Consider the following 11,917-nt stretch of genomic DNA (forward strand, 5'->3'; position numbering starts at 1 on the left):
TTTAAAATCAAATTTAATTATCTAAAATTTTGATAGATAGTGGAGAGGAGCTCTGAAAGTATGATTGGTTTTTTTACATAAGCATTCATTCCATTTTCCAAATATTCGTTCAATTGAGAATCCATACTATTTGCAGTGATTGCTATGATCGGAATATCACGATACGAATCATTTCGCTTTCGGATGAGTTTTGTTGCTTCCATTCCATCTAACACAGGCATTTGAATGTCCATTAAGATCATATCAAAGCGATCTTCCAAATGACTTAACGAATCATCTAATAATTGAATGACTTCGAGACCATTGGATGCAACACTTACTTTAATTTTTTCTTTTTGAAAAATTTTAACTACAAACTTTTGATTTAATAAATTATCTTCCGCGATTAAAATATGAAAATTTTTACCAGTACCGATTAACTTTGAATTGATGTTAATTAAAGGTGATGCGTTTTGTTCAGTTTCTTGAAATGGAATAGTAAACTGAAACGTGGATCCTTCGTTTACTCGACTATGAACCTCTATTTCTCCACCCATCAACTGAACAAGCTGTTTAGAAATAAAAAGACCAAGACCAGAACCTTCAAATTTTTTGGTGCGAGAATCCTCTAACTGGACAAAACGATTAAATAATCTAGGAATATTTCCTTCCGAAATCCCGATTCCAGTATCCTTAACTTTAAAAACAATATACCTCTTATCGTTATTCAGAATTACATCTAAAGAAATAGATCCAACAAATGTAAACTTAATAGCGTTTGCAATTAAGTTAATCAATATTTGGCGAAGCCTATTTTCATCAACTAGAACATAAAGATTTGGATCCAACCCAATCAAATTCACATGCAATTCCAAATTCTTTTTCTTTGCATCCGCCAAAAACAACTGAGTTACATCTTTGCATAATTTATTCAAATTTGTTGGTTTAGCTATAATTTCTAATTTTTTATTTTCTAACTTAGAAACATCCAATATGTCATTGATGATTGTCAAAAGGGATAAGACTGATTTTTCCGCATTCTCTAAGTAGTCCTTTTGTTCTGGATCTATATTCGTTTGTCCCAAGAGAGTTAACATACCTAACACTCCATTCATGGGTGTACGGATTTCATGACTCATATTTGCTAAAAATTCTGATTTGACTCGATTGGCTTTTTCAAGTTCAAAAGTTCTTTTTTCTACTATATCTTGAATGCTCTTTTCTTTACCCATAACGATAAGGAGCAATATCCCAAGTAAGCCCGTTAACAGCGAAGATATGATCAGCAAAAATCTGGATGCATTTGTAAGATTCATTAGGAAATATTCTTTAGTCGCAATTGTTTTTATATTGAGTATATGCGAACCAATCGTCATTTGACGTTCGTAATAAAAATCTGAAAAAATCTTTTCTTCCGTATGAGAACATTCCTTTGAAAATATTCCAATGTTAGAGGGGCCATTTAATTCTTCAATTTTGATACATAAATGATTTTGATCATTCCCGATGAGGGCCTTTTCTATAATAGCAGCGATTCGAATGACAGCTGTAGCAAACCCAAATTCTCCATTCCATCTTGTGACTGGATATAAAACTAAAAATCCCAAATTGTTTTCCAAACTCTGAACCAGGCTAATTTTACCTGTCATATCAATCCCTTGCCTTTCAGTTGCGTGATACAACGCCTCCTTTCTCGCTGCATCTGAAAGTAAGTTGAACCCGATTGCTTGTTTATTTTCCATATATGGATAAATATACTGAATATAAACATACTCTTCATATTCAGGAGAAGGATGTAATTTTTTATCCTTTTGTACGGAGATACCGATGGAACCTGGATAATCTATCCTTAATTTAGTTTCAGCAATGGGACGTAACGAATGACGAATTAATGGATTCCAAGACAAGGCGGTCACACTATCAGAATTTTCCATAATCCCTTTTGAAAACGCATCAAAGTATTTACGATTCAATTTTTCCGTTAAGGATATAAATGAACCCAGGCCTTTGACAACTCGAAGGTTTTCCAATAATCGATTTTCAATTCCGGCGAAAATGATTTGACCATCTGACTTGATCCTATATTTGATAAATTCTTTTTCCCAATTCCTAGTTAGAAAAAAAATGGATAAGGTAAAAACAAAAGTGCTCATTGTTGCAGAAGCAAAAATAATTAATCTTAAAAGTTTTTCCTCACCTTCATACCACTTCCAAATCAAAATAAGCAGTGGAGTAAAAATGATGATTCCTATCGAATCACCCATCCACCAAGTAATCCATGTTTGAAAAAGAAATTCAAAGTAGATGATCTTAAAATAAAACAAAGACAAACTTCCAATAACAGAAGAGATAAATGCAGTTACAGGGCCTGCTAAAATAAAAAAGATTACAATCTCGTTCGCTTGGAAAATATTTAAATTAGGACTCGAATGTCTTTTTAAAAGATAGGATCCTAATAGTGCAGAGGTCGAATTTCCAAGAGAGATGGTTATATTTTGTGGATTAGAAATTATAAATTGGATCCACGTTTCGGATGTGGGGAGATGGGTTGTGTTCGTAAAGTAAGCACCTAAAAACAATGCAGGCCAAACGCGATTGCCAAAGATTAAAACAAATCCCAAGGCAAGGCCTGCGGGCGGCCAAACTGGAGTACTGTATCCATCTATGGAGGAAAGATTGAGGCTGAGTTTTCCTGCAATGAGATAGAGAAGGAATACAAAAATCAGGAGAATTAATTCTCGCACGAAATTTCTGATCGATGCATTCCAGGAGGGCATACAACTTTAAAGACGAGGAAATTTAAAAGTTTCTAATGCGACTCCACATATTTCTTAAAGTTGTCCAGTATGGCTTGCCATCCGCCCCTTTGCATTTCTTCTGGGTTTTGATTTTCTGGATCAAAACTTACCGTCACCTTTGTTTTATTACCCAGACTTTCCAAGTTGACAGAGGCTTTTCTACCATCTTCCATCGTATAGGTAAATGATTTTAGTTCTACTATATTGTCATAGATCGCTTCAAATTCAAAGCCAAAACTTCCATCCTTTGCTTCCATTCTCGCACTGTATTTTCCGCCGACTCGCAAATCGTTTTTGGCCCAAGGGCATTGCCAATCATCAGAAGCAAAGTTCCAATGAATGATATGTTTCGGATTGGTATAATAATCCCAAACTTTTTTAGTGTCGGCACTAATGGTGGATTGAACGGTGATTTGATTAGAGTCCATTCGGAAAAATTTACTGGTAACAACGTTTATTGAAAAGCATTTTCCTTTTCACCCCAATCCAAATATTGTCAAAAAAAAATAGTGTTCAAATTAATACACATTCCCTTTTGAAAAAAAATATGATGAAAAAAATTAAAAATAGTTATAGGCAATCAAAATTCTAGTCCTTTTTCTCTGCAATTTCTCTGATAATATTCAAACATTGGTTCCAACTCTCAACAGAATGATCTCGTCTGTCGTCTGCGGTAAATCCTGTTTGAGTTAAGTGGATTGTTACAAGTCCGTCTGCAAATGTTAGTTTGTTTTCGATGATGGAATAGTTTTCCGGTCTGTCAGGCAAACCAAAGAAAGCACTAAAATATGAATATTTAAATGTATAGGGCGGCAGGAAGGAAAGAATAATCCCTTTTTCTTCATAAGGTGTTCCTTCCCATACTCCTTTAAAAACAAGGGAAGATCCTTCTTTCCATTCAGAAATGGCATCGGATCCATATAAATACTCTTTGATGTATTTGGGTGTTGTAAGAATCTCCCAGACACGTTCTGGATTTGAATGAATGGTTTTTGTAAGACTTAAGCTTAAATTATGATTCATTTGATTTGTTGTATTCATTGGTCGCCTCTAAATATAAGATACCAGGGATTCAAAGTTTTGGATTGTAAAAACACGACAAAACAATAAATAAGTGGTATGGCGAAAGAAAAAGGAAAACCAACGCGAGGAGTTTTACGTCAAACCAAAGCCAATTTGAAGACGAAACACAATCAGTTTTTTGCTAATACAAAACTAGATTATTTTATTGAACACTATTGGACTGTTAGTTGGGATTTAACAGGTAAAGAACCTTATCTTGCAGAGACTCTTCCCTACCCAAGCGTACACATTGTCTTTGAAAAAGGAAATTCCAAAATATTCGGAGTCACCAAAGGAAGGTTTTCTACTCTTTTGGCAGGCAAAGGTTCTGTGTTTGGGATCAAATTCCGGCCTGGAGGGTTTTATCCCTTCTTTCAAAAAAATATTTCTATCCTCACAGACAAAACAATTCCCATCACTGAAATTACAAAGATAGATATCCTTCCGCTTGAAAATGAAATTTTTCAAAAAAAGGACGAAGAAAGTAGAATCAAAATCATTGAAACTTGGTTAGGAAATTTCCTTCCAGAACCCGATCCTAAAATCCCCTTAATCAATACAATGATAGATAAAATCAAAGAAGATAGAAGTATCCAAACAGTGGATCAAATCTCAAAGCTTTTTTCAATCAACCTTCGTAGTTTGCAAAGACTGTTTCGAGAGTATGTTGGTGTCAGCCCCAAATGGGTGATCCAACGATTTCGAATCCAAGAAGTAGCAGAACGAATTGAAAAAGAAAAATCTATCCATTATGCGGAGATGGCCCTCGAACTGGGATATTACGACCAGGCACATTTTATAAAGGATTTTAAAAATACCATTGGACTAAGCCCAGAGGAATATTTAAAAACGATATGCTAAGTAGAGTGAACCGTTCGGATTATTTTTTATAAAAATCATGACTCCATTAAAAAAATATTTGTTTGAATCCATCTATTTGATTATTTTTTGAATATAAACAGATGTTATTTTTTTTTGGCCCTCCTAACAAGTTTTCTAATTTCCGCAAATCTCAATGCTCTCGAAAGCAACGGTGATCACTTAGAAAGATGTTTAGATTTAGCGATCAATGGAAGTGAATACGGTTTTCGGGAACCCACAAATGTAGAGGGAATTACCTGTTTAGGATTATCGAAGGACCCTAAATACATTCCTGCACTTTCATCTTTACTGAAGAAAGAAAGTAGTGACCATGTTCGTTTTACTGTGATAAGAGCCCTTAGTTGGATGGAAACAGAAGAGGTAACGGAATATCTATTAAAAACAATTAAGGAAGACAATTATTACCATACAAAATATTGTGCCGCGCTCGCCTTTGATACAATCAAAGATAAACGAGCCATTCCCGTTTTAGAAAAATACATACATAATTTAGAAAGAGACGATAGAGCTACTGTGATCAATGTTCTACAAGGACTTTCTGGACGAGATTACTCACAATTTCTGCTAGAAGATTTATCGGAAGAACCTAATTTAACAAAGCTAACTACAAATGCAAAAACCGAATTTAAACTGGGTCACTACGGAAGTGCACTTCATTATATCAATAGAGCATTAGAGATTGATCCAACAGATCAAAACAATTTGTTCCTAAAGGCAAATGCACTCTTATTGGTTAAAAACTTTTATGATTCCGAAAAGATTTATATGGATCTATTAGAATCAAAATTTCCAAACAAAGGTGCGGTGTATCAAAGCCTCGGAGATTTAGAAACAGAAAGAGGGAATTTGACAGAAGCAAACGAACATTACAAAAATGCATTAAAGTTTAAAAATAAACCTTCAAAATAAAAATTTCATTTTTCAAAATTATGAAACAAATTTACAAACTAACCATTACAATACGAACAAGGAAAGTCCATCATGCATCCTATTTTAAAAAATGCTTTTGCACTTGAAATGAATCAGGCAAAAAAACTGTATAAAGAATCGAAGTATACAGAATCTTTTTTCCATTTGGAACGGGCTCATATCCTTGGCCAAAGGTTTGTCATTCCTCATACATACAACCATTGGTGGATGTTGAAAGTAGGAATTCGTAAAAATGACAAACGCGAAATCCTCGGACAGTTAGTACGACTAGCCGTGGCGGGGATTGGATCTCTCATCGGCCGCGTTCCTCTAGGAAATACAGGTGGGGCCAATATTGGGATTATGAAGGTACTACCAATTGATAAGGAGTTCCAAATCCTATTTGAAAAAGCAGAGGAAAAGACTTAATCTCTTAGAAAACATGGCTGAAATTCACAAAAAGTTGTTCGTCTTCTCTAGATTTTGCATAATCGATCATGATGATGGTTGCTTGGTTCCAGGCAATTCGTAAACCAATACCCCGAGAATACGCATAACCTTTCCAACCTAATTTATGTTCGTCGTCCCAGACACGACCATAATCAAAAAATGGAACTAAGTTGAAAGCAAAGAACTCAGACCCAAACTTGGCTTCTGCAAACTTCCAACGAACTTCTGTATTCCCCCAACCCATAGCACGGCCTACAAATCGATCCTGTTTGAAACCTCGAACGGTTCTAAGGCCTCCAAGCCCCCCAACAAGTCCTTCTGTTCCCCACATATTTCTATATTCATAAAATGGTGCTTCCCCATCCGTCACACCTAATCCAAAACGATTGGCGATGACTAACTTATCAAAAACCTTTGGAAAGGGACTCCAAAACAATTTTGTTTGCGCAAAGTATTTTTGAAAATCATATTCGGATCCAATTGACTTTGTATGTTTTTCGTAAGTGGCTTCTGCAAAAATTCCTGAGTTAGGATCTGGCTCAAAATCTCTTGTGTCGTAAACAAGACCAACTCGAAGAGCATTCACATAACCGCCATTATATCCAATTATTTTTTTACCCTCATAGTCTTCCGTGAGCCTTGTTTTTCCATTGGGAACATCTGCTGTGTGTTCACCACCAAGGAGAGGATCTACTCCACGGGCTAATTTTCCGTCATATGTTCTGACAATATTATTTGAAAATTTAAAACCTGCTACGAGTCTGACAGTTCCTCCTACAAACGAACGTTCTGTACTTGCCGTTGCCATCGGTGTTTCGATAGTATAACGATTGTACATTTTGTCTGTAACAACATAACCTGGAGTTTGCGGAAATCCAGAATAGGTTTTCCCGCCTAAACTAATCGGATCAGAACTAGTTCCTGGTCGAAAGAAAGTAAGGTTATTTTCCTGATCCATATAGCTTGCATTTACGATATGCCTTCCATCTGGTTGGTTTCTCTCCAAATACGATAAAGGTTTCATCGTATCTTCACCAATTCCAAAGTAGAGTGTGGTAGGGGTGATGGTTAAAAATAAGTCGGCGCGGAGTCGCCATTGTGTATCCGCAATGAAAGGCATGTCCAAACTTACTTGGTGGTATTGGGCATTTTTGTTTGTATTAAAATACTGAGCAAACACACGCATACGATACGGTGTGTAATAAAAAAGTGGGTCCGATTTTTTTCCATTCTCGTAGATATAAGCTCGGGCCCCATACCCTATCCCTTCGTTTGGATCGGAGTTGATAAGAGGTAAACCCGTAGGATACCAACTTTCCTTTTTATCCTCTATGTCCTTTTTACAAAGTTGTTTGCTCTCATCCATAGGAAAGGGAAGATTTTTGGGTGGAGGATCTTTTTCGCAACCGGCACTGGGAACATATTCTTGAGCAGAGATAGAAGTTGGGGTTACCAAGAAAAACCAACTAACAAAGGAAAAAAGAACAAGGCTAAGGATTCGGTTCATAGTTGTGGGCGTATACAACCCATGGACATTACGTACGTAAAAGAATCGGTCAACCAGGAAATGAGTTTCCACTCACTTTTTCTGAATGTCGAATCCTTCCGCAATTTTCTCTTCCTTACGGCGGATATTTGGCAATTTGATCGTTAATTCGTCATTTCCTTGGCCATGGAATCCAGCTGAACAATGATCCCTCCCGAAGATTTACTACTTTCTGAAATTTGTTTGGAAATTTCGACTATGTTGGCTGCCGATTCCGAAATGTTTGCTGTGATTTTAGTAGATTCTTCGGTCGCAATCTTTTGGAAGTTCGTAGAGTTTTCGATGGTTTTACTAGTTTCGTAAATCCTTGTATTTAGATTGTCGATGGTCTCTATTGCTTTGTCAATTTCCACAATTTTGGTGCCAACACCGGTGATTTCATTTTTGATGATTCCAATTGCTGTATCCAATTTTCCCATCATCGCAGATGATTTGTTAATGAGTTCGCTACTCTCTCCAATGAGAGAAAGATTTTCTTGAATGATCTTTGAGATTTCTTTTGAGTTCCTTGTGGTTGCATCCGCTAACTTTGATATCTCTTCTGCAACAACAGCAAATCCCCTACCATGTTCCCCTGCCCTTGCCGCTTCAATCGCAGCATTTAAGGATAACAAATTTACTTTATCAGCAATGTCATTGATGACAGAGACAAAATCGGAAATTTCCGTACTTTTATCTTTAAGGATATTGAACTTGTTAATCGAAAGATGGATATGTTCGGAAGTATCATTCGAATAACCCATAACCACATCTAAATTTTTATATATCCTTCCTGTTCCAGTTTGAACAGTTTCATTGATCGCTTTTAAATCATTTACCGATTGAATGGATACTTCTGATTCGTTATACAAGGATTTGGCGATTTTGTTATTTGAATCTGCTTTTGACGATAATTCTTTTAAAGAGGTAGATATTTCTGCAAGAGAGGATGCTTGGTGTTCAGAAATTTGTTTTAATTCATCCGATATGGTGTCTTGATTTTTAATCTGCTGTTTCATCATATCAATTGTATTCAAAATAGTTTTTGCCATATTCATCAAATTGTCTAAGGCTTTCTTTGCTTCTTTTTGTTTTTCAACAGCTAAGTTAAGAAGAGTTCTCGTCGCAGTGGCACCTACTGTCGCACCAATCCCTACCCAAACAAAAATAAGAAATCTTACAATGATATTACTTTTTGGACCACCGGGAATGAGTTCAGGTCGGAACACAAACAAAACAATTTCAGAAACGATAATCAGAATAAAATTGTAGATGGAAGCATTTCGATTGAAGTATAACACACTCAAAACGAAGGATATATAGAAAGTAGCAGAAAGTTCAGTGGCTCCGTAAATTACATATTGAAACACGAGCAAACATAAAGTAACTCCGGTAATAGAAATATAACTAGAAGCCCAGTGTGTTTTTAATTTTGTCGAAAGTAAAAATCCAACGATCAATATGGATGTGGCTAGGACAAATTCAATAAGAATACTTTGGTATGTGAGATAGTCCGAACCTTTTCCTGCAATTTTAATGGAAAGTGTTGCAACATTCGCAAGAGCGAGTATCGAAAGAAACGAAAGGAACATTCGTTTGTTGTTTCTTAACATCACTTCCGTGAAAAGGTCATCGGAAATCGTCATCACATTTTTTGAGGCAAAAAGTTTAGCAAACAAACAGAACCTTCTTTAGAAAGTATATATATTTTAGCCATAGTTTAGGAATAGAGTCACTTGGCAAAAAACCTTTTCTCTTCCTAAATCTAAGTGGTGAAAAAACTGAATCTCGTTCACCCCAATAGAAATGGGACGAAAGGAAGAGCAAAGAGAAATATAAATTTTCTTGTGTCTCTTGGAATAAATTTAGAACCCTTCTAGGAATTAGTTTTGCATCTGTTTACCTTTTAAAAATCCAGAGGTTTCCCGTTTTGGAGGATACATAAAAATTGAAAAAAATATAGGCGAATTGCAACAAACTTTCCGTTAAAGGACATTCATTACATTGGATGACAGTTTTAAAAAATTCATCAATTGTATTCCCACTGGTTTTCCGCTACAAGGCTGTTAGTTGAACCCAAGGATTTCATTCAAAATTCTCAACACGATTGACTCAAAACCTAACAAATTTTACAACTGTCAAAAATCAATCAGGAGAATCATGTGAAAAAGAGCATTTTCTTTAGCATCTCACTCACATTTATACTTTTAACACAAAACTGTTCAGGTAGTTCATATCACGCAAGTTATGTGCCAAGTGCAAATACAAACCCAACCAGGGAATACGCAACCCCTTCCATCCTTACGAAAGGTGGCCTATTCTTTCACAAAACTTATGTTCCTGGACCTCTCGGACTTAATACCGAAGGAACTGCCGAAGGTAAAGCATGTAGCCATTCCGTTCTTTATTTGTTTGCATTCGGTGACTCATCTATCGAAACAGCAAAGAAAAATGCTAATATCGCAAAGGTGGCATATTTGGATTATGAACAACTCGGAATCATAGCGGGTTACATCTACCACAGAGTATGTGTTGTTGTTAAAGGATCATAATCGGAGTTTCCCAATGAAAATGAAATTAGTATTTATCTCTCTATTAAGTGTGTTTTTATTCGCAAATTGTGCCATTGGCCCCACTCATGGATTTCTTTTTACTTCTACAAAATTTGCAGGTACGTTCAATCCAGAAAATAATGTGAAGGCCGCAAAAGAAGGAACAGGATGTCAGTTTACTATCCTTTATCTTTTTAGCGTAGGTGATGCAGGTGCCGGATCCGTTGCAAACAAAAACGGAATTACCAAAATTGCAACCATCGACCACTCTTCTTTATCCGTCCTTACCGGTTTATTCCGTAACTACTGTACAATTGTATCTGGAGAATAATTATGAAATACCTTTTACTTTCAATTTTTAGTTTGGCACTTTTTGTAAATTGTGTGACCACTCCACTTCCAGCTTATCTATTTGCTAACACCACCCAACACTTAAATGGGGATGCAGTTGGTAATATGGTAACTTCTGCTAAAGTAGAAAAATCAGGTAAATCTTGCAGTTTATCAGGCTTTGCAATCAATATTTTCTTCTATGGTGCTGGTAACTCAATTGAAGAAGCTGCACAACATGCAAACATCAAAAAGATTGCTGTTGTAGATAGGGAGTCTTTGACGATTTTACCATTCGGCCTTTTCTATCGCGAATGTGTGATTGTTTGGGGGGAATAAACCGTGTCCCATAACAAAATCATCCTAACATTGGGGGTTGTGCTTGTGTCTTTTGGAAGCCTTCTTGCCAAAGACTTTGACTCTACCCATGAATTGCCAGAAGTAAGGCAACCGGACAAACACCGTGTATACTTTCGATCTATCGGAAGTGCCGGCGGTCTAATTATTCCAGAGAAAGATTATGTAAGGAATGAAGACCTTTCTTATATGTTGTTCAACGGTGCTTCGGTCGATAGTTTGCTATCTTACTCAATGCAGATGCCGAAGTTTGATGGAAGCTCAAATACCCGAGAACTTGAGTATCGATACCAAGATAAGTTTCGTATTTTTTATGAATCTCGAGTCTTAGTAAACCAAAAAAAATCAGAAGAAGCGGATCCTTACCAAACTCAATTCACAGAAAAGAAAAGAAGTTTAGGAATTTCCTACTTCCACCCGATCAATCCACACTTTAATATTGGTGCGAGTTTAAGACACGTATCAATTGATCAGTTAACTCAAACCCCAAGGTTATATTACGGATTTTCTCCTATTGGGACCAACTTCCAATCTTACCTTGGATTTGAGTCTAGAGATGCAAATTTGGACGTGAAGGGAATTGTTCCAGGTATCCATTTGGAAATTAAACCATTACGATGGTTTGAAATCCATTTGGGCCAGCAGTTCTATTCCTTAAAAGGAAATGATTCTAGAGTCACCTCCTCAATCGTATCGTTTGGCCTAGCTGGTTTCGGTTATTCAGGTGGAGACGCTACTTACACAGGAACAAAACAAACATTGGACTTTGTGTTTCGATTCTCTTCTTGGTTTGCTGCTAAATGGGGATATTCCAAAGAAAGTATGAAGGTGAAATACCAAAACTACCTTTCTTTAGGAAACTCACCTACGGCAACACTTTTGTATTCAGCTTGGGATGGTTCCCAAACTACAAAATTTGATTTCAACGCTCTCAATTTTACACTGGAATTTTCAAAAAGTTTTGGTGAGTAAATTAGTAAATCTAACAGGGATCAAATCCCTGTTAGATTTACCTTTTAAATCATTTCGACTTCTAATTTTCCAATTCCAAAAATTCTGTTCCTTCCTAACCT

General features: G+C 36.2%; 12 protein-coding genes. 7 read left to right on the forward strand and 5 right to left on the reverse strand.

Annotation, left to right across the window (positions count from 1 at the left end; translation table 11 throughout):
* Positions 1-17: 17 nt before the first annotated feature.
* From JWG40_RS19575 to JWG40_RS19585, 3 genes are all read right to left on the reverse strand, one after another.
* A complete protein-coding gene (locus JWG40_RS19575) occupies positions 18-2,756 on the reverse strand; it encodes an ATP-binding protein (RefSeq protein WP_205287418.1) in 2,739 nt (912 codons plus the stop codon).
* Positions 2,757-2,788: 32 nt separating this feature from the next.
* Positions 2,789-3,205 (reverse strand): SRPBCC family protein, encoded by a 417-nt coding sequence (locus JWG40_RS19580; RefSeq protein ID WP_205287419.1) that lies wholly within the window; start codon positions 3,203-3,205, stop codon positions 2,789-2,791.
* A 160-nt stretch (positions 3,206-3,365) separates the two neighbouring features.
* On the reverse strand, positions 3,366-3,818 hold the full coding sequence (locus tag JWG40_RS19585) for an SRPBCC family protein (protein ID WP_205287420.1): 453 nt from the start codon (positions 3,816-3,818) through the stop codon (positions 3,366-3,368).
* A 78-nt stretch (positions 3,819-3,896) separates the two neighbouring features.
* Here JWG40_RS19585 and JWG40_RS19590 point away from each other — a divergent pair, with 78 nt between their 5' ends.
* From JWG40_RS19590 to JWG40_RS19600, 3 genes are all read left to right on the forward strand, one after another.
* Complete coding sequence (locus JWG40_RS19590; RefSeq protein WP_205287421.1) at positions 3,897-4,700, forward strand: helix-turn-helix domain-containing protein; 804 nt, start codon at positions 3,897-3,899, stop codon at positions 4,698-4,700.
* 114 nt (positions 4,701-4,814) lie between these two features.
* Positions 4,815-5,630: a HEAT repeat domain-containing protein gene (locus JWG40_RS19595; protein ID WP_205287422.1), complete on the forward strand. Its 816-nt coding sequence runs from the start codon at positions 4,815-4,817 to the stop codon at positions 5,628-5,630.
* 72 nt (positions 5,631-5,702) lie between these two features.
* On the forward strand, positions 5,703-6,059 hold the full coding sequence (locus JWG40_RS19600; RefSeq protein WP_205287423.1) for a DUF3703 domain-containing protein: 357 nt from the start codon (positions 5,703-5,705) through the stop codon (positions 6,057-6,059).
* A 4-nt stretch (positions 6,060-6,063) separates the two neighbouring features.
* On the opposite strand, the gene omp85 is transcribed toward JWG40_RS19600, so the two are convergent.
* On the reverse strand, positions 6,064-7,587 hold the full coding sequence (gene omp85 / locus JWG40_RS19605; RefSeq protein WP_205287462.1) for an Omp85 family outer membrane protein: 1,524 nt from the start codon (positions 7,585-7,587) through the stop codon (positions 6,064-6,066).
* Positions 7,588-7,730: 143 nt separating this feature from the next.
* Positions 7,731-9,284 carry a methyl-accepting chemotaxis protein gene (locus JWG40_RS19610; RefSeq protein ID WP_205287424.1) on the reverse strand — a complete coding sequence of 518 codons (1,554 nt, stop codon included), beginning with the start codon at positions 9,282-9,284 and terminating at the stop codon, positions 7,731-7,733.
* Positions 9,285-9,767: 483 nt separating this feature from the next.
* Here JWG40_RS19610 and lsa14 point away from each other — a divergent pair, with 483 nt between their 5' ends.
* From lsa14 to JWG40_RS19630, 4 genes are read left to right on the forward strand one after another with little or no spacing between them, the layout of a single operon-like run.
* A complete protein-coding gene (gene lsa14 / locus JWG40_RS19615) occupies positions 9,768-10,157 on the forward strand; it encodes an adhesin Lsa14 (RefSeq protein WP_205287425.1) in 390 nt (129 codons plus the stop codon).
* Between the two features lie 13 nt (positions 10,158-10,170).
* Complete coding sequence (locus JWG40_RS19620; protein ID WP_205287426.1) at positions 10,171-10,488, forward strand: TRL-like family protein; 318 nt, start codon at positions 10,171-10,173, stop codon at positions 10,486-10,488.
* Between the two features lie 2 nt (positions 10,489-10,490).
* The gene (locus JWG40_RS19625; protein WP_205287427.1) at positions 10,491-10,826 is read left to right on the forward strand and encodes a TRL domain-containing protein; all 336 of its coding nucleotides are present in this window, start codon (positions 10,491-10,493) and stop codon (positions 10,824-10,826) included.
* A gap of 3 nt (positions 10,827-10,829) precedes the next feature.
* Positions 10,830-11,816: a hypothetical protein gene (locus tag JWG40_RS19630; protein WP_205287428.1), complete on the forward strand. Its 987-nt coding sequence runs from the start codon at positions 10,830-10,832 to the stop codon at positions 11,814-11,816.
* The last annotated feature ends 101 nt before the right edge of the window (positions 11,817-11,917 follow it).

Source organism: Leptospira abararensis, from assembly GCF_016918735.1.
Taxonomy (GTDB): domain Bacteria; phylum Spirochaetota; class Leptospiria; order Leptospirales; family Leptospiraceae; genus Leptospira_A; species Leptospira_A abararensis.

Bases quoted from the DNA above. Each gene is read 5' to 3' on its own strand.
- JWG40_RS19575 (WP_205287418.1), bottom strand. From the start codon at position 2,756: ATGCCCTCCTGGAATGCATCGATCAGAAATTTCGTGCGAGAATTAATT.
- JWG40_RS19580 (WP_205287419.1), bottom strand. From the start codon at position 3,205: ATGGACTCTAATCAAATCACCGTTCAATCCACCATTAGTGCCGACACT.
- JWG40_RS19585 (WP_205287420.1), bottom strand. From the start codon at position 3,818: ATGAATACAACAAATCAAATGAATCATAATTTAAGCTTAAGTCTTACA.
- JWG40_RS19590 (WP_205287421.1), top strand. From the start codon at position 3,897: ATGGCGAAAGAAAAAGGAAAACCAACGCGAGGAGTTTTACGTCAAACC.
- JWG40_RS19600 (WP_205287423.1), top strand. From the start codon at position 5,703: ATGCATCCTATTTTAAAAAATGCTTTTGCACTTGAAATGAATCAGGCA.
- omp85 (WP_205287462.1), bottom strand. From the start codon at position 7,587: ATGAACCGAATCCTTAGCCTTGTTCTTTTTTCCTTTGTTAGTTGGTTT.
- JWG40_RS19620 (WP_205287426.1), top strand. From the start codon at position 10,171: ATGAAAATGAAATTAGTATTTATCTCTCTATTAAGTGTGTTTTTATTC.
- JWG40_RS19625 (WP_205287427.1), top strand. From the start codon at position 10,491: ATGAAATACCTTTTACTTTCAATTTTTAGTTTGGCACTTTTTGTAAAT.